This is a genomic window from Psychrobacillus sp. 05T411 (assembly GCF_056396485.1).
In genome coordinates this window covers 1-21,145 of record NZ_JBFTLO010000043.1, presented here as the reverse complement: position 1 = coordinate 21,145, position 21,145 = coordinate 1, and the positions used below count along the sequence as shown (strand labels likewise).

The window sequence follows — 21,145 nt, the reverse complement described above, 5'->3', positions numbered from 1 at the left end:
TAAGTCAGTTTTACTGGTATCCACTCCATTTTAATATTGGTCTGTTGTTGCTCCTAATGTAGCACCGCGAATCATGGATTTATCGCTAAACTTTATTAGATCACTTGGTTTTCCAGTAACTACTACACCAATAATTTTAAGGTTCTGAGGTTCTMGTTTCATTTTGCCCTGATTAGTTAAGTTATTAAAAATTACCTCTGCTTCATTTTGATAATTACCACCATCCTCTTTTACCATCTCTAAAATAGATATAAAGTTAGATGCAGGATTAGCCTGTGGATGTTGGTTATATTGAAATCCATATGCTCCAAATCCATTTATGGTAGAGCCTCTAGAGAAATCGTTTATCTCTTTAATGACATCCTTACTAAAGGTATCTACCCAATACCATGCTAAATGTTCTTTAAATACTTGGTTTACTTCCTCTATTGAGTATCCTTTATTAAATGAAAAAGCCATTTCTACAACAGAGTTATCATCAATATTATTAAGTAAAGCCCTGTCATCAAATATTTGCTTATAGTTAACTTGTGGATGAAAAAATTCAACTACTCTTTCACCTTGATAATATAAAGGAATTCTCTCATCTATGCTACCTGTTCCATAAGCACCAGTAGTATTAATCAATCTAGATGTTCCAAAAATAGTAAATACTTTCTCCTGTTCACCCCATGGGATTGGTACTCCTCCTACATTTTTTACTATCTTCATTTTTGCAGTTGCTGAAGTTGGAGAATAATTGTATGTTGTACCTTGCTCTTCAATGTTAGCGCCCATAATATCGTTCCAAGTCGAATCTAAGTCGGTCTCCTTTTCCATTTTTATTATCATCACTCTATCTCCAATAATATATAGACCAGGTAACACAATCAGACTAATAACTAATGAAATGAGCACCATTCTTATCATTGAACGTTTCTTTGCTTTTTTTACTAATTTCTCAAAATCAAGATCTTTAGGAAAAAACTCATTTTCCTTGTTCATTTTCATGCCTCCTATATTGTTCTATAAATTCTTTTCTTGCCCTATGGAGAATAGTCTTAACAGACCCTTCTTTCATGCTATACAGTTCTGCAATCTCTTTTATTTTTAGTCCTGTACTATATTTCAGAAGAAGCAACTGCCTGTATTTTGGTTTTAATTTAGTTAAGATTTCATGAATATCCCTTTCTAACTCAATTTGCATGAGGGCCTTTTCAGGTGTTTCTTCCTCAAATATTTCTTGTAAGTTGAATTTCAATAATATATCTCTTCGCCTAGTTTTCTTACGGGACATATCATAATATTGATTTACTGCTACTCTAAAAAGCCAAGCTTGGGTATTATTAAACTGGACTGAGTCTATGTATTGTAAAAATTTATAAGCAGTATCTTGAATAATATCTTCTGCATCTTCCTTTGATGCACCCATTTTTATTAGGTAAGAGTAAACAAATTTTAGTATCTCATTTAGTTTTTTCCCCATCATGGAATCGTTCATTTCAAACCTCCCACCTTTAAAACGTTTCAATAATAAAAAGGTCAACAAAAAAATTATAAATATAGATTACTTATTCTCTTTAACGTATATTTCTTTAGTTGAGAAATAAAAAAAGGCTTTACTCCTTCTTGAAGTAATGGCCCCCTAGTTCAATAAGCTTTTTTATGTTATTTTAAACTCTTTAGATATATATCTTCTTGCCATAGACGTTTATATACAACTTCACTGCTCTTGAACTGTAAAAGAAAAACATCAGGATTACTAAGATTTTTCCAGTTTTCAAAACCAAATTCATTATTAAAATACTTTAAAATTAAGGTCATTAAATTTCCATGAGTTACAATAATTGTTTTTTGACTATTACTTTTTATAATGTCCTCTATAACGTTTATAGCACGATTCGTCGCTTCTTGACTTGATTCCCCGCCATTAAATTTCAACTCTAAATCAATATATGTAGCTTTTAAATTTTCAACCCAATCTGGTAAATTTGTTGAACTTAGTATACGTTCAGACAAACGATCTTCAATTTCAATATTCAACTTTTTTTCCTGACTTGTTGGTTCAATAGATTGAATTGCACGCATAAAAGGACTTGATATAATTTGATCAATCTTAATGCTAGAGAAAAATCGGGCTAAATGAATAGCCTGTTGCGAACCTCTTTCTGTAAGATTTGACTCGGATGATTGGCCTTCTGCTTCACAGTGCCTAATAATAAATATCTCTTTATCCATGCAACCACACCTTCTATGCATTTATATTTTCAATCAACAAATTAGCTCGTTTTATACTTTCTTTTAAGTAAATTGGTGCTTTGGGATGGTTATATATCTCTTCTGAAGATAACCACATTACAGAATCTACTTCATTAAGACTTTTGGCAAACGGTTCTCCCGAATAATATTCACAAAGAAATACAATATCAACGACATGTTCACCAATATCCGTTACAAATGTAGTACTATGTACATATTTAATATTGTTTGTAATCTTCACACCTATTTCTTCCATAATTTCACGCTTAATAGTTCTTTCTAAAATATCCGATGAGTTCCCTTCCACTTCCACTTTACCACCCACCAGTGATAGCAAACCACCTGCGTGTTCTTCTTTTTTGCTTCTTTCTATTATTAACCAATTTCCATTTTTAAAAATAGCACCCTCTACATTTACAATGAACATTAAAATCCCCCCAAATACTTGATAGACAATGTAAATACATAACAAATTCTTCGTGTAAAGCAACTTCTTTTTTTAGTGWCTCATTTGTCTCTTTATCCACTAAATCAATTAAATAATTATTAGCAAGTTCATCGCCACCATCAATCATAACTAAAATCGAGTGAATTGCACCTTGAATAACTTCACTTTGAACTTTATGAAAAGCAATTAAATCTTCCTGTGATGTAAGTTTTGTTTGAAGAATTTTATACTCGTCTTCATAATCAGACCAGATTAAATCTGTATTAGTATTTAGGCCATCAACGGCTGTTTTTGTCCAGTAATCCTTTATATTTTTTAAGTTTTGTAAAAGTAGATTTTGTTTTTCATTCATTTGTAATTTTCCCCCATTGTAAAACCCATTATATCTCTACTCCCTTATTCAACTAAACTGCCGCGTTAGGGCAAGAGAAAAAAGCTACCCCTTTAAAATTTTTGCATTAATCAACTACTATCAATTAAAGTGTCAATTCTTCCATTTCATCGCAATTACTTTATCTGAATAAAAAGATGTTAGTTGTTCGCTCATAAATTTTGTAGAGAAGGTAAAATCCTTTTTAATCCAATACTTAATGACACCCACTGTAGCGTGAATTTGAAAGCTAAGAAAAATTTCGTACTCTGTTTCCTGAGCATTAGTTTCCCGTTCAATATGAATTTCTTTATTGAATAAATTCCATAAAAATTGCTCAAGACGATTATATATATCTGGATGGTTCTCTATCGTATCTAGGCATCTAAACAACCTTTTATTTCTTCGGATATATTCAAATAACAGTTCAATCGAAGGTATAACCCCATCAAAAAACACCTTATTCATATTTTTGTATGGTTCTATTATCGATTGGTGTATCACTTCAATAGCATCTTGGTATAAATCTTCCAAGAGGTCAATTTTATCTTGATAGTGGATATAGAATGTACCTCTATTAAAATCAGCCCGATTGGTAATATCGCTAATGGTAATAGAATTTACATTGTTTTCTTCCAAAATAAGATCGATAAAAGCATTTTTTAATAAATCCTTTGTTATTTGTTTTTTTCTGGATTGACGATTTGAATTATTCAACATAAATCAACCTCATTTCCGTTCTATTCTAAAATATGCTGAACAAATTCATTCACTTTGTTGAGTCTTCAACATATGTAGTATGTATGCTTATTAACATTATATCGAACGAATCTTATAATTTATACGTAAGCGCTTTTATTTAAACTACGTAATTATAAATAGGAGGAACAAATAATGGGACTATTAGAAGGTAAAGTAGCGATTATTACTGGCGGAGCAAAAGGTATGGGGGAATTTCATACAAGAAAGCTTGCTGACGAAGGTGCAAAAGTTGTAATCGGAGATCTTGATGTTGAAAATGGCGAGAAAGTTGCAAAAGACATCGGAGAAGACAAAGCTATTTTCGTAGAGCTAGATGTAACAGACCCTAAAAGTTGGACTAACATTGTTCAAACGGCTAAAGATATGTTTGGTAACATCGATATTTTAGTGAATAATGCAGGACTTGCAGGTGCAATAACAGGTCTATTGGATTTAGAAGAAGGCTTGTATAAAAAAATAATTGATATTAATCAAAATGGAACTTTTTACGGCATGAGAGCAGTCTTACCTACAATGGTTGAAAATAATAAAGGGTCTATTATAAATGTTTCTTCCCTTGCTGGATTGAGACATGATATTACAGTGAATCCAGCTTATACTGCTTCAAAATTTGCAGTTAGAGGGCTTACAAAACAAGCGGCATATGAATTTGCTGATAAAAACATTCGAGTCAATGCTGTTCTGCCAGGAGCAATACTCACACCTATGGCTGAAGCTACATTAACTAAAGAGCAAATTGATGATGTGTCTGAAAATCTCCTTCCAATGAAACGTTTTGCAGATCCAAAAGAAGTTTCCGAATTAATCGTATTCTTAGCATCTGATAAAGCTAGTTATATAAGTGGCGGAGACTATGTAGTTGATGGAGCAAGAGCTACTATCAACAAGTAAATAAAGACTTTGAAGCTAGGGAACATAAGCTATTAGAACTTCTAGGTGTCATATTAATAGAAAATATAATAGCTTATATGCTTCGTACACTCTTGTACTTGATTTTTATTACACCGATAGGGTGTCTCTAAGATTATTGTGGAATCAAAAATATTTTTCTAGGAGGAAAATAGAATGGCAAGATTAGATGATAAAGTAGCAATTATTACAGGTGCTGCAGGAGGAATGGGGTTAACTATGGCCCAAACCTTTGCTGAAGAAGGAGCAAAGGTAGTAGCGGTAGACGTACAATTCGAACTTTTACAAGAAAGAATAAATGAAATTAATGCTAACGGCGGGGATGCACTTGCCTTAAAACTAGATGTGACTTCTCCGGATGAATGGAAAAGTGCTATTGATAGAACTGTTGAAAAGTTTGGTAAAGTAGACGTATTAGTAAATAATGCCGCTATTCAGATAGGAAAAAGTGTTAAAGAAGCAACTTTAGAAGAATGGAACAAAGTTTTGGCAATAAACGCAACAAGTGTATTTTTAGGTATGCAAACTGTTATCCCTAAAATGCAGGAAAATGGTAAAGGCTCAATCATTAACATGTCATCGATCGGTGCTCTTGTTGGTGGAGGTCCCGATGGGTATGATGTAGCCTACAGTGCATCTAAAGGTGCTGTTCGCTCGATGACAAAGCACGCTGCAAAAGTACTGGCAAAAGATAATATTCGTGTGAATTCTGTACATCCAGGTGTAATTAATACCCCGATGGTAGAAAGCTCACTAAGGGATCACCCTGAATTAAGAGAAACAATTGAAGCCAATTTCCCTCTTCCACCGCATTTAGGTGATCCTAAAGACCTTGCATATATGGTGTTGTTTTTAGCATCAGATGAGTCTAAGTTTGCTACAGGTAGTGAATTTGTAGTAGATGGAGGGGCTACATCAACAAAGTAATTAATTAATATGCTATTCATAGAACTTCTTTTACAGCCACACGATTTAATACTGAAGTAGCTGATATTGAATCATAAACAAACCAAATTATATTTAGGAGGAACAATAATGAGATTTGGAATTATCGGTGCAGGACCAATAGGAACAAGTATTTCTAAAAAGTTAGTCAACAATGGACATGATGTTAAAATTGCAGACGCTCGGGAAATTGGACGTTTAGAAGGAAAAGAGATTGCTGGAACACCCGTGAGTGTGGAAGATGTAATAAAAAATATTGACGTTCTTATAATATCTATTCCTCTTCATGTAGTGCCAAGCATTCGCAACATTGTAAGTAAAGCTGGGGAAGAAGTAATCACTGTAGACACTTCAAATTATTATCCTTTTAGAGACAATAAAATTGAAGAAATTGAGAACGGGATGGTTGAAAGTGTTTGGGTTTCAAATCAATTAGGTAGACCTATCATTAAAGCTTTCAGCAATCTATTAGCTTATACTTTAGAAAATAAAGGAACCCCCGAATGTACTAGTGGTCGCATTGCCATGGCGATTGCTGGTAATGACCTATCACAAAAACAAATAATAATGGACTTAGTGAATGAGCTAGGTTTCGATACAGTAGATAGTGGTTCTTTAAGTGATTCGTGGAAACAACAGCCAGGAACTCCTGCATACTGCACAGAACTAACAAAAAAGGAACTAACGGAAGCAATAGAAAAGGCAAATAAAGAAAAAGCCCCATTCCTACGGGATAAGGTAATGGAGAATTTTTCAGTTGGATTTTCACATAAAGATATTGTGAATCTAAACAGAGAAACATATAATTCATAATTTATGAAGCCCACATTGATCATTGCTTTAAATTAAATAAAAGACATTTGGATCTAAATATAGTGATCAAGGATATTTTGATCACTATTTTAGCATATTGTAAACTTTTAACTGTAAACTCTTCCACTAATTCATCCAATTAGTTACGGCATATCCGCAGTCTTCCATCCACATAATGTGTATTTTATAGCATCCCTTCTTCAACTAACCTGCCGCTTTAGTTCAATAAGAAAAAAAAGCTTTACTCCTTCTTGAAGTAAAGCAACCGTTAGTTGAATAAGCACTATGAATTAGATATACTATCATTTTCCTGTTCAACTTCTTGATTGCAATATTCATCATAAATTAATTTCATTGCATCAATAATTATTTCATCTGCTAAGTTCCCTTTATATCGATTTGGTAACTCCTTTGCTCCCAAAACAAATAATATTGGATTTTTGGAAAACTCACCCATTATCCCAATATCAACTACAACATTATCTAATCCACCAGTCATATGATTTAAAAAATGGCTTGGTATACCTTCTATATCACCTCGTTGCCTAACTATACCATTAATAACTGGAATCCATAGATCAGGATTAGTTTTGTACCCTTGATGTATTAATCGTAAAAGTTCTAACATCTCACCCAATTCACCCTTGTTATCTAAGTCTTTGGGATTCTGAGTTATATTTATGTTTTTAAAATAGGATTTTAATTTTTGGTTAATCATTTCCCATCCACCACAAAATAGAACAATCCTGTCCGCAACAAAGCTATCGTGACAGGCTACCATCACTTCCACCGCATCTCGCAGTGCCAGGTTTACTCTATTTTGAAAGTGAGGATATACTTCGTTACTATCCTCTTCAGGATTTAAAGTTATATCTTCAACAATATCACTCCATTTATAGTGTCTTTCTTCAATTAATTTTGCGATACAAAAGGCAATTGCAACTTTTGCTGCAGAAGCAAGAGGTACTACTAAACCTTTATTTAATGATAAAAGTATATCTTGTTTTACTTGAGAATAAATAATAATTCCCACTTCACCTGACTCTAATTCCTTTATTTTTTCAAGAACTTTCTCCATTTCCGAACCCCACTTCACAATATTTTCTAGTTACTTATTCTCTCTGTAAACTTGTCCTTGTTCAACTAAACTGCGTCTTTAGTTGAATAAGAATAAAGGCTATCTAATGACAGCCTTGTACCACTAAAGCACTCTTTACTTCAATAAAAAAATTATAATTTCTTTTCAAAAAAGGTTAAGGATAGTTGTTCATTTACAATGACCTCTTTAATATTTCGAAATCCATTCTTTTTATAAAAACTAACTGCTGGAATATTCTTAGAACCAGTCGCTACTTTTATTGTTTCAATCTGGAACTTAGTTTCAATGAAATTTAAAAGCAACTGTGCAATCCCTTTTCTAAAATGGTTTGGATGTACGATTAACCTATGTATATCAACATCATCGTCTACTTTTATAGATATTACTCCGCATAATTCTTCATTTTCATAATAACCAAAGAAAGCTTCTCCGCAATGTTGCAAAGTATAAACTGTATCCTTTAATGGTGGTATTTCATATGAACCAATTATTTCTGCCTCTACCTTATATGATGGTATTTGAATGTTTAAAACATCTTCAGCGTTTTTACTATTACTGATGTCAATTATTTTAATCAATGGACCCACCTCATTCTGCTATTTTCTTCTTCCACAAAACTGCTTCGTTAGTTCAATAAATTCAACAAAAAGGCGTACTACATAATAGAACGCCTTTCTTTAAAAATTTATTATATTAGTATGCCAATTCTATGATTTTTTTGATATAGTCTTCATTTTGTTCTATATTAACTTTCATACTCAGATATTTATTCAGTCTAAGAATTTCTGTAACCATACTGACCATTGTTTTCATGATTTGATTAGTATTACGACCACAGTCCCAATTCTCCAAAAGGGATAACTGCCAATGATTTAATTTACTTCTTTTCCCCTCAATTTTTGACCAAACACCGTATGGGCTATCTAAATGTTGTTCCATCTCCATATACCAACCAGAAACAATTAACCATCGGACTCTATCTAAATTAGATAGAGCAAAATATATTTCTTCTCGCCTAACTGATCGGTAAGTTTCGTGTATAAAAGCAAGAAGTTTTCCTCTCCAAAAAACAACTTCGTCCAATGACGGTTTATAAACTTCATATGATGATTCCTTTATGACCTTACTTATAATGTTATTTGGGTCGTAAAGAACTTTATATCCTTTTAACCAGATGGAAGGCACAACTTCTTCAGGTGAATGATACCAGCTAGCTACTTTTATAAAGGAATCATAATGGGTAACCATAACAGGTGAATAAGGATTAAAATCTTCATAAAATAATACCTCTCCCTATTTACTTGCTCAATTGCGGTTGTTTTTAATATTCACCTTTCTTATCAGGAGTAACAATAGTATGTAAATCAATATCGGAATAATTGTCAAAGTTCCCTCTAGCTAATGAACCCGCTTGGTAAATAGCTAAAACATTAGAATCTGATGTTTAATCTTTTAATGCATTTTCCAAGAGTTTGTTACGATGCTTTGGCAATGATAAATCTCTTTCTAAATGTCTACTTACAAATCCTACACACTAACTAACTCCTTATCTTCTTCGAAAAATCTTACAAATTAAAGTATTCTATATAAGGTGAAAATAATCCTTCTTCAACTAACCTGCTTCTTTAGTTTAAGAAGAAAAAAGACTATACTCCTTCTTGAAGTAAAGCACCCGTGTTCCATCATAATAAAGTTGTTTAAAAAGGGTGAACTTTAAATTATAAGGGCTTTATAGTCCAATTTTAAACAACTTTATTAATATATATTTTGAGGATTATCTTCTTACGATCGAAATTAAACAACCTCCATGTATTCAACGGTTGCTTCTTTAGCAGTCATGCTAGAACAACTACTATGAACGTTTATTTTAATCATTCTTCACTTTACCTTCCTTATTGTCCAAGCAATTGTATTCGATACGAATAGCTTATAAATAAGAAAGGAGGTGAATATAAAATGGCATCATTTGAAATTGGCTCTAGATGTCTTTTCAATTTTCGAAACGAACGCTTTTTCCTATTAGTTGAAGATGAAATTACAGTTCCAGATAAAGGTGTGGAGATTGATCCAGTTAATATCTATGAGATTGACCAACAAACTTTCAATTTTATCAGAGATGAAGGAGATACAGACGTGTGTGTACCAGTTTTTAGACTTCCAACTGTACCACCTGGATTTGAATTAGAACGAAAATGTATCTTTACAGTTGATAATGCATACTTTGTAATCTATGATTTAGAAAATGGTACTGATACCAATGTTATATTAAGGATCAGTGCAGCATTATTTAACTCATTGCAAAATTCTGGTGTTCGTGAATGTATTCCTCAAAATTTCATTAACTAAATGTTATCGCCCTTTTATATGTAAGGGTAAAAAAAACAAGCGAACAATTTTATTGGGAGCTTGTTTTTTATTTTGAAGGTATTTATGCATGTTAACACTTCAAAATTAAACGACTTTATTATTTCTTAACAACCCGTTAGCTTAACAACTAAGTTGTCTTTTTTGATAGTAATTACCAATAAAATAGCTACAAATTATCCCGATAATAAAAGAAATTACTGAACCTCCTGCTTCGAACCCTGTTGAAGTTTCTTTGTAAAAATTATACATGAACAATTTAAAATCAAACAAATATCCAATCAATAGAAGTAAACTACTTACACTGATAAATGATATTAAACCTACAAATACTGTTTTTATCAAAACTACACCTTCTTTCCACTGTTACGTTTTTCTACATTCTAACATATGTGAAATTAACCGAATGATGTATAATACTAACCTGCCGCGTTAGTTTTAAAAGAAAAAAGAGTTGCCTAAGCAACCCATGATCTTTAACTAAAGCACCCGTTAGCTTAATAGTGTAGAGGGTAAAAATTACTTTTTATTTTGTTCATCTAGCTTTTGCAAAATAGTGTCTAATTTTTGGTTAATTATCTGTTTCTCTTTAGTTGAATTTTTTAATCGTTTGAAAGCAATAAAAATAATAGCAAAAACTAAAATAACAAAGACTAAATATATTAAAGTTCTTAAAACATCTCCAATATTCACATTGACTAATATCACGCCTAAAATTTAATCTACTTCTCTATACGGATAGAATAACGAAAAGTTACAACCCTCTATTTGTTTAGCAATCCTTATTAAACTAAACTGCGGCTTTAGTTTATGTGTACCATTTCACAATGCATATCTGAGAACAACTTAATCGCGAAAGACTCAAGGGGATATCCCCAATTCCAGCAATAATCGGCTCAGAATGCGGGTACCTCTCACTTAATTATCGATATTTCTAATCAAAAAGATCTCTAGTACGTACTCACACGCGCTAGAGATCTATTCTTAGTTATGAATAGGTAATTGACTACTATCTATATAAATCGAACAAATGAATATCTAAACGAACTAAGTGCAGGAGCCTTTACAGGGGTAGCCAAAGTCATCAGACCAGCGGTGAAGCTGCTTGGCTTATGGCGAGGGGCGTCCCTAGCGCCGTTGCGAATTCAATGGGGTTCTTTATCCCACATTAACTAGCAGTAATACCCCCACTGATTAAAGGTTCACTTTATGTCAACTTATCGTTACCAATTCTGAAGGTTATTTTGAATTTACGCGTGTAAAATAACTCAAGACTCTTTTCAAAAAAGATTTTTGGATTTTCTTTTTTCTAGATAGGTAGTTATGTCCTAATTTATATTGTCTTGCTTCCTTTTCCAAGTCAGCCATTCGTTGCTTTGCATATTCTATATCGTTAATCGTAAACATTATTTTTCTCCTTAAGGAGAAGTCCAATTATATTGTTAAGGTGTGGCTAGCACCATTCCTGTTAGCCACTTTTCACCTAAATAGTGTGTTGGCGACTCCAATTTATTTTTACCTACAAATTTATTAATCTGCTTACCATTCATTTTTAGTATCATCATTTTTTTTCCTCCTTCATTCTTCATTTATTATTTTTCCGATTAAACTAATAGCATCATTTTAATCAACTGGGGTTTTTCTTTCCCCAACCCGTGCTATCCACTTTCGAGAGATTCCCTTTTTAATACCTTTCTTCGCTGTTTCATGATCATCATCACCAGCACTCCTTTTCTTGTTATTTTGTTTATATATGCAACACGCAATGCGTGAAAACACCAGAATTTCTAAAAATGCACACAAAAGAGCACACGCTTCTTTACATAAGCGTGTGCTCATAGAAAAAGAACGGCATAACATGCCGTTCTTTAATTATTTACAAAAAAATAATTAGCGGTTGGGCACGAAATCACTATACGATTATTTTTTAAAGTTCTAAATGTAGTCATTTTCCGTACCTCCATTTCTAATTTGAATATCTAACTACTATAGGATATCATTACTTATTTCTGAATGTCAACACCTTTCTGAATATTAAGTGTTATTTTTAGAATATCAGCGTCCAAAGCTAAGTAGCTTCCGCAATGGGAAAAAAACGTATAGATCCTTTGAATGATATGTTAGTACGATGATTATTATTACTTTGTTCTATACCAAAGTTTTTAGAACAAATCGGATTAAAGTCGATCAGTCATTCGACAATTGGCCGAGGTTTATCAGAGCTGAATACGTCCATTTAGGTGATTTTTCGGCCGTTTGGCTGCACATTACTGGCGTTTAAAAGGGGATGCTAAAGGGTTGAATGCCAACGTTGGTCTCCTTCGAATCATTGTTGGTACCTATATCAAGTTGCCTAATAACGCCGCAAATTGGAAGGCAATCTCAAAAGATTCCTGTGGAATCAAGCTACATGTCCGAATTGTCGTCGCTTCGCATGATAGTGTTTTTCCGGAAAAGATGATACTATCTACGGGAAACGTAGCTGATTCTGACGCAGTCAATCACATTATCGACGCAGACGGCGCACTGTATGTAATGGACCGAGGGTATGCCCATAAAACAAAATCGGCGGTTGATTAGAGAGGAATATACAGTTTCTCGTTCGAGTAAGAAAGAATCACTCTCCACTAGTATACTTTTTCAACACAATTAATAAATATCCCTTATTGAACTAAACTGCGTCGTTAGTTTAATAATGAACTATATTTTAATAAAGACAGTATATTCTTTTGGATTATTAAACCCTAATTTACTACCTAAATTGATTGATGCAACATTTTCAACATCACAATCCCAACGTGGTTGAATATTATGGGAAAGACAATAATCTATAAATTGTTCAGCTACAATACTTGCTGACCCTTTTCCTCTGTAATTTGAATCGGTTATTATATCGACTTCCGCATAATAACTAGATTTAAAAATGGAAACTCCTTCGCTGATAATCCTCTCTCCATTCTTCACACAAAAACCAATCCCATTTTGAAGAAAATTCTCCGTCGAATCCCAATATTCCTCATAGTATCTTTTATCAAATTCCAAACAATGTTCAATCCAATATTGATTAATTTTTGTAACATCATACTCGCTAATATCACTTCTTTTTCTATTTTTATATGCCGCTAAATCAAAAGAGAAACCATAACGTTGTATTTTTTTTACTTTCTTCTCGAGGCATTTTTCAATTGCTTGATTCCAAGCAGTGTCAATGGAAAATAATGTGAACCTTTTCCCTTGATTTACTGATTCCTCATTTATTCTAACTATGTTCTTAAGAAATAGCTCATCGGATGATCGCCCTGTAACGTAATACAACCCTGAATCCGTTTTAATAAGCAATGATTCATAATTGGTGGAATCTGCAAGTACAGTTCCTTTAATAATGTAATCTAATACGCTAAATACAAATGTTGGTGCTTCTTTAATTTTCTCTTTTATTATATTAAAATGCTCTGTTGGTACTATAATCATTTCGTTATACCTCCACCAAGTCTTTCGCAAAATTAAGCTTTCGATTGTTAAGCGATATTTTTAAGCCAAGTCCATCGAAATATTGGTCATGTTTGTCAAAGCAGGTGGTGCCACTTGCCAAGCTCTTTTAAATATTAAAGGAAAAATAAACCAAATGGTGCAAAACAAATGATATTTCCAACTAGGTTTTCTACTCTCATATTGTAATTTATATCTGCTAAGAATAGATAATAAATTATCGTTTTAAAAGGAAGAAAGTTATTATTGCAGGAACGACCATCAAAACTCCACCCTATCAACATTCTACAAAATTTAACGAAAATGGTTCGTAAAAGTTCGTAATTACACGTAATCTTTCTTCAACTACAATTATAATTCTCTCTAAAATCCTAAAAAAAGCACCTCATAAGAGATGCTCGAAAAATAAACTGCTATATTTACGGTTTTAGTACAACTTTTATACAGTCTTCCATTTTGGTGTCAAATACTTCATAGCCATGCTTAGCTTGATCTAAAGGAAGTACATGAGTGACAATATCACTTGGATCAACCTTACCTTCCGCAATTAAATTATATAAATGCTGCATGTAGTGAATAACTGGAGCTTGACCTGTTCTAATATTCACATTCCGTTGAAAGATGTCACCTAATGGGAATGCATTATAACGTGCCCCGTAAACTCCTGTAATTTGAATTGTTCCACCTTTGCGAACAGCTTGACTTGCGATTACTAGAGCTCCCATTGCTCCTCCTTGTAATTTCAGACCAGATGCAAGAAATTCCAGTGGAGTCATTTTTCCACTCATTCCTACGCAGTCAATGACTACATCTGCTCCCCCCTGTGTTATTTCTCTTAAATATTCACCACAATTTTCGTGATCTTCAAAGTTAACAATCTCCACTTTATTCGTACGTTTTGCATGTTTTAAACGATAACCAACGTAATCAACTGCAATAACTCTATTTGCACCTTTTAACCACGCGAATTTTTGTGCTAACAGACCAACTGGACCGCATCCTAAAATTACGACCGTATCCCCTGCTTTCACTCCCGCATTGTCTACACTCCAAAATGCTGTAGATGCAGCATCTGCAAGTAACACTAAACTTTCATCCGCTACCTCACTGTTTTCTGGAATCTTAAAAGGTGTAAAATTAGCATATGGAACTCGCATAAATTCTGCTTGACCACCTGGGAAACCTCCCGTCGTGTCTGAGTATCCAAAATATGCGCCCATTTCTCCATTTTCATTCGCATTGTCGCATTGACTTTCTAATTCATGATTACAGTACCAACATTGACCACATGCTATATTAAATGGGATGATAACGCGATCCCCTTTTTTTACTTTCGTTACATCCTTACCGACTTCTTCTACAATTCCCATAGGTTCATGTCCAATAACATAATCCTCTCCAAGGTTTGGGATCATCCCATGAATTAAGTGTAAGTCTGATCCGCAAATGGCAGTAGTAGTCAGTTTAACAATGATATCATCCGCTTTTTGGATACTTGGGTCTTTCACGTTTTTTACTTGAACATTTTTAACACCTTGAAAAGTAACAGCTTTCATTATTTAAATCTCCTTCTTTATTCATTAATTCTTCGGTGGGCTTGGAAACATTCCTTTTCGATTTGTAACACCCGGAAAGAGATTTAAATTAGCTATATCTACTGCATTTTGAGCGGATTTTATATCCAATTGTTTTTGGAGTTCCAAATCGTATGGGTTTAACCATTGTTTTTTCATCATGAGATCTGCAATTTCGAAATATAAGGCAATGGTTACATCCAGTTGTTCCTGTAATAACTTTCTAATTGTAGGTGTTGCTGTTTCTGTCAATGCTATTGAAAGATTTCTAACCCCAATTTTTGCGGATAACAAAAATTCAAGGGCTATACCTGAATCAGTAAGTTCAGGCATTCCAACAGAATTTATAGGATCTAAATAATCATTCATACGAACCGACCTCCGATTATTTTAACTCAGCATTTGAATATAGTTTTATCATTGCAGTTAAAGCTGGTATAGATTGTTTTACATCCTTCTCCATTAGCGCTTTTAGATCTTGGTCAAATACGATACCTTGCATCATTTTAGATTTAAGTAAACATACTGACTTAAAATTTATTACTTCATGAAATTCCAAAGTTTCATGAAGTGCTAATTTTTTTTCAAACACATTCTTGCACCTCCAAATCTTTTCATACATATAAGATTGCCCCAAAAATGAAGTTTATATTCAGAATAATTGTGGCCTATAAATTGTGTGTATAATGAAAAAAAATTTAAAATCTTCATGAGAAATCTCCCATTTGATTTTTATTTATGACTAATCTTTTTCATTTTGTTTAAAAAGAACTTATCATGAACAAAATGGGTTGAAAAAGAAAGGTATTTGAGCTATGTTTTCATTTTTAAAACGAAAGAATCCAAAAAGTGATAGAAAGATCCAAGAGATAAACAATCAAAATCAATCTAACTACAGACCACCGAACCTCATCGAAAGCTCTCTGAGCAAGAATCTTGAAGTCATTAAACAAAAGACAGGAAACAGTTCAGATATCGTAATCCGCCAATTAAAAATTGGTCATAATTCCAAGATAAAAATAGCCATTTTATATGTAAAAGGAATGGTTGACAATCAATCGGTTCAGGATTTTGTAATCGATTCAATTATGAATAACCAAAATTTAAGTGAAAAGCTCATACCACAAGACGTGTTAGAAGTTCTCATCGAAGATGTAGTTGCTGTAGGCGGAATTAAAGTAGTTAGTGGCTGGGAAAAACTATTTACTGCATTAATGTCGGGTGAAACTATTACGCTCATCGATGGAATAAGAAAAGGGGTTTGTGCGAGCACACAAGGTGGACAGAGACGGTCTGTTCAGGAATCTACTACAGATGTTTCTATTCGAGGCTCTAAAGAAGCGTTTAACGAGTCAATCGAGACAAATACAGCCATGGTTCGTAGAATAATTAACAATACAGATTTATGGGTAGAGTCCATCAATATTGGCAAAATGACAAAAACTGAAGTTTCAATTATGTATATAAATGGCATCGCAAAGAATGAAATCATAGAAGAAGTACGTAAACGTTTAAAAGGAATAAACATTGATGGCATCTTAGAATCCGGATATATTGAACAGCTAATAGAAGATCAAACAAATACTACTTTTCCTACGATATATCATACAGAGAGGCCAGATACTGTGGCCGGAAATTTGCTAGAGGGAAAAATTGCCATTTTCGTTAATGGAACTCCTTTTGTATTGCTGGTCCCTGCCCTATTTATAGATTTTTTTCAATCAGCTGAAGATTATTATGAACGTTTTGATATCGCAACAGCTATTCGCTTTTTACGTACTGTAATCTTCTTTATATCCCTTGTCGGCCCTGCTATATACATCGCAGCTACCACCTTTCATCAGGAGATGATTCCAACAAAATTGGCTATTATTATTGCAGCACAAAGGGAATCTGTTCCGTTTCCTGCATTTATAGAAGCTCTCATAATGGAAATAACTTTTGAAATTTTAAGAGAAGCGGGTATTCGCATGCCCAAAGCTATGGGTTCCACTATCTCTATAGTAGGAGCTCTTGTCATTGGACAGGCTGCAATTCAGGCTGGCATTGTGTCACCTGCAATGGTAATAGTAGTCTCTTTGACAGCAATCGCCAGTTTTGCGACACCTTCCTATGCAGTTGCAATATCAGCCCGTTTAGTTAGATTTATTTTTATGGTCAGTGCAGCTACATTCGGTTTTTATGGAGTTATTCTAGTGTTTATTCTGCTGATAGTTCACTTATGTAGCCTACGTTCGTTTGGTGTTCCATATATGTCACCTCTTGCACCATTTATCCGTGAGGAAGCAGGTGATACCATTTTCCGTAGACCGATTTGGGCATACAAGAAAAGACCACGATTGATGAGTGGCCAAAATAGGGTTAGTCAAGGGGAAGATCAGAAACCACAGCCTCCTCGTACTCGTATTATGAAAAATACTACTAACATGGAAAAAGGTGAACGGAATGAATCATAAATGGATTCTTCTTTTCTTGATTATGACAAGCACAGTCTTCATCTCAGGGTGTTGGAGCAAAAAAGAGTTAAATGAACTAGCGTTAATATCTGCCATGGCGATTGATAAAAACGAAGAGGGTAAGTATGTCAAGACCATTCAACTTGTCAATCCTGGAAACGTAGCGGGAGGACTTCAAGGTGGAGGAAGTGGCCAAAGCCCCACCGTTACCGTTTACACTGCAATGGGAGACAGTGTTCTGGAAGCACATTTCCATGCGACATCTAAAATTTCAAGAAGGCTATATCACGGACATGCTAATCTAATTGTTATTAGTGAGGAGTTAGCAAGAGAAGAAGGCATTACAGCTATTTTAGACGCCTTTGAACGAGATCCAGAAATTCGAACGACGTCAAGGGTTGTAATAGCCCATCATACAAAAGCAGGTGATCTTCTTAAATCTTTGACTGCTATTGATAGGATTCCAGCCGAGAAAGTGAACGGAACTTTACAGACTACAGAAAGAGCAAGAGGAGAAAGTATGGAAGTTACCCTTCAGGACGTTATTACTACTCTCACCTCTGCAGGGAAAGAAACAGTTATTAGCGGATTTAGCTTAAAAGGAGATATCCAACAAGGAAAAAAGATGGAGAATATTCAACAGTCTGAACTGGATACCACTCTTGAATCTGACGGACTTGCCATTTTTAAAGAAGGAAAGTTGATTGACTGGTATCAAGGTGATATGTCTAGAGGAGTAGTATGGATCTTGGACAAAATCCAACAGACAGATGTGATATTAGACTGGGAAGGACAGGAAAACATCTTGGCTTACAACGTGCTCCGTCAAAAAACAAAAGTCTCAGCTGATACAACAAACGACCTCCCTGTCATTACAGTTAGAGTACGAGCGGAAGGTGATATTCGCGAAGTAAGGTCACAAATTGATCTAACCGATCCGTATGAGATTTTGGATATAGAAAAGGAATTAGAAAAAGAAATTAAGAAGCAATTAGAAAACACTGTTATGCGAACGCAGCAAAACAAATCAGATATTTTCGGATTTGGGGAAGTGGTCCATCGTTCTGATCCAGAAAAATGGAAAAAAATGAAGGACGATTGGAATGACACATATTTTCCAAACTTAAAGGTAAATGTGAAGGTAGAAGCATTTATACGACGTTCTGGTCTTAGAACCAATTCGTATCTTTCAGATATGAAACAATAAGTGTCAAGAAATGGAGTGAAAAATCATTGGAAAAGGCAAAAATCAGCGCATATCAGCTTTTCATTCTAATTGTCTTGTTTGAACTTGGTAGTGCCTTGTTGGTACCTATTGCAATAGAAGCAAATCAAGATGCATGGCTTGCTATTTTGATTGGTATGGCTGGTGGTTTTTGCTTATATTTGATCTACCATGGTCTCTACTCCTATTATCCAGATATACCTCCAACTGAATATATACAAAAAATTATGGGAAGGTTTTTGGGGAAAATATTGGCCTTCATTTACGTACTCTATTTTATATATCTTTCTGCAAGAGTGTTGAGGGATTTCGGAGAAATGCTAATTACATCCTTTTATTGGGAAACTCCTTTTTTTATTTTAAATACATTGATGGTTCTTTTAGTTATATATACAATTCGTAAGGGTATTGAGGTATTAGCGCGAACAAGTGAACTACTATTTATTCTAATAATTTTACTTGGGATTAGCGTTCTTTTTTTAATAGTTGTTTCCGGGATAATACAAATTTCTAACCTAGAACCTGTGCTTGAAGAAGGTATCAAGCCTGTTTTAAAAACGACATTTACTCAAACCCTGTACTTTCCATTTGGTGAGGTGATTATATTTGCTATGATCTTCCCCTATTTAAATCGACCGAAAAAAGTGAAACGAATCGGTTTATTAGCAATGGGATGCAGCGGACTCATATTAGCGTCAGTCATGGCCATAAATGTTAGTGTACTTGGTGTAAATAACATTACCCGTTCACCCTTCCCCCTTCTTTCTACTATACAAACAATTGAGGTATCTGGATTTTTAGAACGGTTAGATGTTTATTTTATACTAATAACGGTTATCGGTGTATTTTTTAAAATGTGTGTGTTTTTCTATGCATCTGTAGTAGGAACAGCCAATTTATTTAAAGTCAAAGAATCCGCACGATTAGCTTTCCCATTAGGACTAGCCATCCTGATTCTATCCATAACAATCGCCAGTAATTATTCTGAACATATTAAAGAAGGGCTTCATGTTATCACCCTTTATTTGCATCTCCCGCTTCAAGTAATTATTCCAAGTCTGTTACTTCTGATTGCATTTATTAAGAACAAAAAAATGAAAAGTAAGCAAAGCAAAAATTTATTTCCAAAAAGGAAGTATCGTTTAGTGGAGCGTGACAAAAAATGAAAATAATCGGTATTTCTATTCTGATTTTCGTCTTTTTAACTGTTTTTTCTTTATGCATGGACATTCTTTTAGGATTTGACCTAAAGACCTCCATTAATAATGCTATTAGGCCTTTTCTAGTGATGGAAGTAACAGAAATAGTTATTTTCTTTCTCTTAATTGTTTTCATGGTTGTTGGTCCAGTTCGTACCTTTTATAATAAAAGAAAAAAGAAACAACAAAGATAAAAAATATGTAGTATATTACTGTACAGTTCTATTGCTTTGTTTGCTACTCTTGGTTATAGCTTACCCAAGCTAATTCATGTCCTTATTGTTATTGATTAGCCCCCGAAGCCAATCAATAAAGAACTTATTAAGTATCATGACTTATGGAATATTTCATCGAAGAACTTGGCACTGTGGCATCATTCTACTGCGAAATGATGTTCCCACATTCTTACCCGACCCGTGCAATGCACAGCTGAAAAATAATTATTACCTATCACTAGACTTAGGGCTGTTCCTCCACCTCGATTACAGAGGCTTCACTGGTCGTACCCCTCAAATGCATTTTGCCATAAGGCGGCTTATAGCAACCGTTTCGGGTGACAGCCCTTGAATCAACGTTCCTTACTTTTCAAGCATCTTACAACGTAGCTATACAAATCAGGACGCATGCAGGAGTATTGATGGGATAGTTTCAGGAAACATGACTCCATTATTCCTATCCTCCATTGTAAAGTTAAAATTTTTTTTTTATAAATCTCCTGTATTTTCACGCTAAAAAGCGCTTATAATAGAATTTGTCGCGCCACCCGTTAGTTGAATAATATGACTCTCAATGCAGTTATTTACTAAGTGAGAGTCTTGTAATCAGTCTAATTCTAATACGATCGGTTCAATTTGTTTTTTTATCTCTACAGTATTCGGCACTAATTTGAATGTACTTGGAATTTGTTGTTGACCGTCAAATTGTAGTTTATAAACGGTACGATTATTTATAAAATTTACAGTCGTTCGGTCAGAAACAATTAAACGATCGTCAATGACCATCTCCCAACTTTCTGCACGAACTTCTGGCGCTCCTTCCGTAGAAATTTGTAAATGTAATGTGTCTTGTTTGATTTMTAATGCATCGATTATATATGTTGCGTTTTCAAACTGAAATGGTTGTAACTGTGCAGCACTCACTTCCGTCTCGTATAAACTGAAAACATTTGCTTGCATTGCAAGCACCTCTAATGTCTCTGGCTTTGTATGGCTCGGAACAGAAGTTGTGTAAATCGTTTCCCCTAATACCTAATAC

At 34.0% G+C, this 21,145-nt stretch carries 27 protein-coding genes; 9 read left to right on the top strand and 18 right to left on the bottom strand.

Going from position 1 to position 21,145, the window contains the following annotated elements:
* Nucleotides 1–30: 30 nt before the first annotated feature.
* The 6 genes from AC1DFT_RS19610 to AC1DFT_RS19585 all read right to left on the bottom strand — a co-directional run bounded on the left by AC1DFT_RS19610 (nucleotide 31) and on the right by AC1DFT_RS19585 (nucleotide 3,776).
* Nucleotides 31–984 (bottom strand): anti sigma factor C-terminal domain-containing protein, encoded by a 954-nt coding sequence (locus AC1DFT_RS19610; RefSeq protein WP_478161159.1) that lies wholly within the window; start codon nucleotides 982–984, stop codon nucleotides 31–33.
* Nucleotides 968–1,480: an RNA polymerase sigma factor gene (locus tag AC1DFT_RS19605; RefSeq protein WP_478161157.1), complete on the bottom strand. Its 513-nt coding sequence runs from the start codon at nucleotides 1,478–1,480 to the stop codon at nucleotides 968–970. Before AC1DFT_RS19605 ends, AC1DFT_RS19610 begins: the two co-directional genes overlap by 17 nt.
* Before the next feature lie 167 nt (nucleotides 1,481–1,647).
* Nucleotides 1,648–2,217: a histidine phosphatase family protein gene (locus tag AC1DFT_RS19600; RefSeq protein WP_478161155.1), complete on the bottom strand. Its 570-nt coding sequence runs from the start codon at nucleotides 2,215–2,217 to the stop codon at nucleotides 1,648–1,650.
* Between the two features lie 13 nt (nucleotides 2,218–2,230).
* Nucleotides 2,231–2,665, bottom strand: a complete 435-nt coding sequence (locus tag AC1DFT_RS19595) for an NUDIX hydrolase (RefSeq protein WP_478161153.1) — start codon at nucleotides 2,663–2,665, stop codon at nucleotides 2,231–2,233.
* Nucleotides 2,631–3,038 carry a histidine kinase gene (locus tag AC1DFT_RS19590; RefSeq protein ID WP_478161151.1) on the bottom strand — a complete coding sequence of 136 codons (408 nt, stop codon included), beginning with the start codon at nucleotides 3,036–3,038 and terminating at the stop codon, nucleotides 2,631–2,633. The genes AC1DFT_RS19595 and AC1DFT_RS19590 overlap by 35 nt, the downstream gene beginning before the upstream one ends.
* A 132-nt stretch (nucleotides 3,039–3,170) precedes the next feature.
* Nucleotides 3,171–3,776, bottom strand: coding sequence for a TetR/AcrR family transcriptional regulator (locus AC1DFT_RS19585; RefSeq protein WP_478161149.1), 606 nt, complete (start codon nucleotides 3,774–3,776; stop codon nucleotides 3,171–3,173).
* A gap of 174 nt (nucleotides 3,777–3,950) precedes the next feature.
* Here AC1DFT_RS19585 and AC1DFT_RS19580 point away from each other — a divergent pair, with 174 nt between their 5' ends.
* The 3 genes from AC1DFT_RS19580 (at nucleotide 3,951) to AC1DFT_RS19570 (ending at nucleotide 6,485) form a co-directional block, all read left to right on the top strand.
* Nucleotides 3,951–4,709, top strand: a complete 759-nt coding sequence (locus tag AC1DFT_RS19580; RefSeq protein WP_478161147.1) for an SDR family NAD(P)-dependent oxidoreductase — start codon at nucleotides 3,951–3,953, stop codon at nucleotides 4,707–4,709.
* Nucleotides 4,710–4,883: 174 nt separating this feature from the next.
* Nucleotides 4,884–5,654 (top strand): SDR family NAD(P)-dependent oxidoreductase, encoded by a 771-nt coding sequence (locus AC1DFT_RS19575; RefSeq protein ID WP_478161145.1) that lies wholly within the window; start codon nucleotides 4,884–4,886, stop codon nucleotides 5,652–5,654.
* Nucleotides 5,655–5,762: 108 nt separating this feature from the next.
* A complete protein-coding gene (locus AC1DFT_RS19570) occupies nucleotides 5,763–6,485 on the top strand; it encodes an NADPH-dependent F420 reductase (RefSeq protein ID WP_478161143.1) in 723 nt (240 codons plus the stop codon).
* Nucleotides 6,486–6,768: 283 nt separating this feature from the next.
* Here the strand turns inward: AC1DFT_RS19570 and AC1DFT_RS19565 are convergent, their stop codons facing one another.
* The 4 genes from AC1DFT_RS19565 to AC1DFT_RS19550 form a co-directional block, all read right to left on the bottom strand.
* Complete coding sequence (locus tag AC1DFT_RS19565; protein WP_478161141.1) at nucleotides 6,769–7,563, bottom strand: serine hydrolase; 795 nt, start codon at nucleotides 7,561–7,563, stop codon at nucleotides 6,769–6,771.
* 152 nt (nucleotides 7,564–7,715) lie between these two features.
* Nucleotides 7,716–8,171 (bottom strand): GNAT family N-acetyltransferase, encoded by a 456-nt coding sequence (locus AC1DFT_RS19560; RefSeq protein ID WP_478161139.1) that lies wholly within the window; start codon nucleotides 8,169–8,171, stop codon nucleotides 7,716–7,718.
* A 106-nt stretch (nucleotides 8,172–8,277) separates the two neighbouring features.
* On the bottom strand, nucleotides 8,278–8,523 hold the full coding sequence (locus tag AC1DFT_RS19555) for a hypothetical protein (protein ID WP_478161137.1): 246 nt from the start codon (nucleotides 8,521–8,523) through the stop codon (nucleotides 8,278–8,280).
* 382 nt (nucleotides 8,524–8,905) lie between these two features.
* Nucleotides 8,906–9,004 carry a hypothetical protein gene (locus tag AC1DFT_RS19550; protein WP_478161185.1) on the bottom strand — a complete coding sequence of 33 codons (99 nt, stop codon included), beginning with the start codon at nucleotides 9,002–9,004 and terminating at the stop codon, nucleotides 8,906–8,908.
* A 536-nt stretch (nucleotides 9,005–9,540) separates the two neighbouring features.
* Between AC1DFT_RS19550 and AC1DFT_RS19545 the strand changes: the two genes are divergently transcribed.
* The gene (locus AC1DFT_RS19545) at nucleotides 9,541–9,930 is read left to right on the top strand and encodes a spore coat protein (protein WP_478161135.1); all 390 of its coding nucleotides are present in this window, start codon (nucleotides 9,541–9,543) and stop codon (nucleotides 9,928–9,930) included.
* Nucleotides 9,931–10,467: 537 nt separating this feature from the next.
* Here the strand turns inward: AC1DFT_RS19545 and AC1DFT_RS19540 are convergent.
* The 3 genes from AC1DFT_RS19540 to AC1DFT_RS19530 form a co-directional block, all read right to left on the bottom strand.
* Nucleotides 10,468–10,641: a DUF4083 family protein gene (locus tag AC1DFT_RS19540; RefSeq protein ID WP_478161133.1), complete on the bottom strand. Its 174-nt coding sequence runs from the start codon at nucleotides 10,639–10,641 to the stop codon at nucleotides 10,468–10,470.
* Nucleotides 10,642–11,187: 546 nt separating this feature from the next.
* On the bottom strand, nucleotides 11,188–11,355 hold the full coding sequence (locus tag AC1DFT_RS19535; RefSeq protein WP_166462496.1) for a hypothetical protein: 168 nt from the start codon (nucleotides 11,353–11,355) through the stop codon (nucleotides 11,188–11,190).
* A 35-nt stretch (nucleotides 11,356–11,390) separates the two neighbouring features.
* Entirely contained in the window at nucleotides 11,391–11,513 is a 123-nt protein-coding gene (locus AC1DFT_RS19530) for a hypothetical protein (protein WP_478161131.1), read from the bottom strand.
* A 691-nt stretch (nucleotides 11,514–12,204) separates the two neighbouring features.
* On the opposite strand from AC1DFT_RS19530, the gene AC1DFT_RS19525 reads away from it, so the two are divergent.
* Complete coding sequence (locus AC1DFT_RS19525; protein ID WP_478161129.1) at nucleotides 12,205–12,528, top strand: transposase; 324 nt, start codon at nucleotides 12,205–12,207, stop codon at nucleotides 12,526–12,528.
* A 120-nt stretch (nucleotides 12,529–12,648) separates the two neighbouring features.
* On the opposite strand, the gene AC1DFT_RS19520 is transcribed toward AC1DFT_RS19525, so the two are convergent.
* The 4 genes from AC1DFT_RS19520 to AC1DFT_RS19505 form a co-directional block, all read right to left on the bottom strand.
* Nucleotides 12,649–13,419: a GNAT family N-acetyltransferase gene (locus AC1DFT_RS19520; protein WP_478161127.1), complete on the bottom strand. Its 771-nt coding sequence runs from the start codon at nucleotides 13,417–13,419 to the stop codon at nucleotides 12,649–12,651.
* Nucleotides 13,420–13,856: 437 nt separating this feature from the next.
* Nucleotides 13,857–14,993, bottom strand: coding sequence for a zinc-dependent alcohol dehydrogenase (locus AC1DFT_RS19515; protein WP_478161125.1), 1,137 nt, complete (start codon nucleotides 14,991–14,993; stop codon nucleotides 13,857–13,859).
* A gap of 24 nt (nucleotides 14,994–15,017) precedes the next feature.
* Nucleotides 15,018–15,380, bottom strand: coding sequence for a spore coat protein (locus tag AC1DFT_RS19510; RefSeq protein WP_478161123.1), 363 nt, complete (start codon nucleotides 15,378–15,380; stop codon nucleotides 15,018–15,020).
* 16 nt (nucleotides 15,381–15,396) lie between these two features.
* Nucleotides 15,397–15,603 (bottom strand): spore coat protein, encoded by a 207-nt coding sequence (locus tag AC1DFT_RS19505; protein ID WP_478161121.1) that lies wholly within the window; start codon nucleotides 15,601–15,603, stop codon nucleotides 15,397–15,399.
* 223 nt (nucleotides 15,604–15,826) lie between these two features.
* Here AC1DFT_RS19505 and AC1DFT_RS19500 point away from each other — a divergent pair, with 223 nt between their 5' ends.
* From AC1DFT_RS19500 to AC1DFT_RS19485, 4 genes are read left to right on the top strand one after another with little or no spacing between them, the layout of a single operon-like run.
* Nucleotides 15,827–17,467 carry a spore germination protein gene (locus AC1DFT_RS19500; protein WP_478161119.1) on the top strand — a complete coding sequence of 547 codons (1,641 nt, stop codon included), beginning with the start codon at nucleotides 15,827–15,829 and terminating at the stop codon, nucleotides 17,465–17,467.
* Nucleotides 17,457–18,674: a Ger(x)C family spore germination protein gene (locus AC1DFT_RS19495; protein WP_478161117.1), complete on the top strand. Its 1,218-nt coding sequence runs from the start codon at nucleotides 17,457–17,459 to the stop codon at nucleotides 18,672–18,674. The genes AC1DFT_RS19500 and AC1DFT_RS19495 overlap by 11 nt, the downstream gene beginning before the upstream one ends.
* Nucleotides 18,675–18,700: 26 nt before the next feature.
* Complete coding sequence (locus AC1DFT_RS19490; protein ID WP_478161115.1) at nucleotides 18,701–19,858, top strand: GerAB/ArcD/ProY family transporter; 1,158 nt, start codon at nucleotides 18,701–18,703, stop codon at nucleotides 19,856–19,858.
* Nucleotides 19,855–20,085: a YczF family membrane protein gene (locus AC1DFT_RS19485; RefSeq protein ID WP_478161113.1), complete on the top strand. Its 231-nt coding sequence runs from the start codon at nucleotides 19,855–19,857 to the stop codon at nucleotides 20,083–20,085. The genes AC1DFT_RS19490 and AC1DFT_RS19485 overlap by 4 nt, the downstream gene beginning before the upstream one ends.
* 627 nt (nucleotides 20,086–20,712) lie before the next feature.
* Here AC1DFT_RS19485 and AC1DFT_RS19480 read toward each other — a convergent pair.
* Nucleotides 20,713–21,066 (bottom strand): hypothetical protein, encoded by a 354-nt coding sequence (locus AC1DFT_RS19480; RefSeq protein WP_478161111.1) that lies wholly within the window; start codon nucleotides 21,064–21,066, stop codon nucleotides 20,713–20,715.
* Nucleotides 21,067–21,145 lie beyond the last annotated feature (79 nt).

Coding starts and splice junctions, on each gene's coding strand:
- AC1DFT_RS19530 (WP_478161131.1), bottom strand. CDS start 11,513: ATGATGATACTAAAAATGAATGGTAAGCAGATTAATAAATTTGTAGGT.
- AC1DFT_RS19555 (WP_478161137.1), bottom strand. CDS start 8,523: ATGGAACAACATTTAGATAGCCCATACGGTGTTTGGTCAAAAATTGAG.
- AC1DFT_RS19510 (WP_478161123.1), bottom strand. CDS start 15,380: ATGAATGATTATTTAGATCCTATAAATTCTGTTGGAATGCCTGAACTT.
- AC1DFT_RS19580 (WP_478161147.1), top strand. CDS start 3,951: ATGGGACTATTAGAAGGTAAAGTAGCGATTATTACTGGCGGAGCAAAA.
- AC1DFT_RS19595 (WP_478161153.1), bottom strand. CDS start 2,665: ATGTTCATTGTAAATGTAGAGGGTGCTATTTTTAAAAATGGAAATTGG.
- AC1DFT_RS19495 (WP_478161117.1), top strand. CDS start 17,457: ATGAATCATAAATGGATTCTTCTTTTCTTGATTATGACAAGCACAGTC.
- AC1DFT_RS19585 (WP_478161149.1), bottom strand. CDS start 3,776: ATGTTGAATAATTCAAATCGTCAATCCAGAAAAAAACAAATAACAAAG.
- AC1DFT_RS19485 (WP_478161113.1), top strand. CDS start 19,855: ATGAAAATAATCGGTATTTCTATTCTGATTTTCGTCTTTTTAACTGTT.
- AC1DFT_RS19570 (WP_478161143.1), top strand. CDS start 5,763: ATGAGATTTGGAATTATCGGTGCAGGACCAATAGGAACAAGTATTTCT.
- AC1DFT_RS19500 (WP_478161119.1), top strand. CDS start 15,827: ATGTTTTCATTTTTAAAACGAAAGAATCCAAAAAGTGATAGAAAGATC.
- AC1DFT_RS19545 (WP_478161135.1), top strand. CDS start 9,541: ATGGCATCATTTGAAATTGGCTCTAGATGTCTTTTCAATTTTCGAAAC.
- AC1DFT_RS19600 (WP_478161155.1), bottom strand. CDS start 2,217: ATGGATAAAGAGATATTTATTATTAGGCACTGTGAAGCAGAAGGCCAA.
- AC1DFT_RS19515 (WP_478161125.1), bottom strand. CDS start 14,993: ATGAAAGCTGTTACTTTTCAAGGTGTTAAAAATGTTCAAGTAAAAAAC.
- AC1DFT_RS19535 (WP_166462496.1), bottom strand. CDS start 11,355: ATGTTTACGATTAACGATATAGAATATGCAAAGCAACGAATGGCTGAC.
- AC1DFT_RS19565 (WP_478161141.1), bottom strand. CDS start 7,563: ATGGAGAAAGTTCTTGAAAAAATAAAGGAATTAGAGTCAGGTGAAGTG.
- AC1DFT_RS19520 (WP_478161127.1), bottom strand. CDS start 13,419: ATGATTATAGTACCAACAGAGCATTTTAATATAATAAAAGAGAAAATT.
- AC1DFT_RS19605 (WP_478161157.1), bottom strand. CDS start 1,480: ATGAACGATTCCATGATGGGGAAAAAACTAAATGAGATACTAAAATTT.
- AC1DFT_RS19575 (WP_478161145.1), top strand. CDS start 4,884: ATGGCAAGATTAGATGATAAAGTAGCAATTATTACAGGTGCTGCAGGA.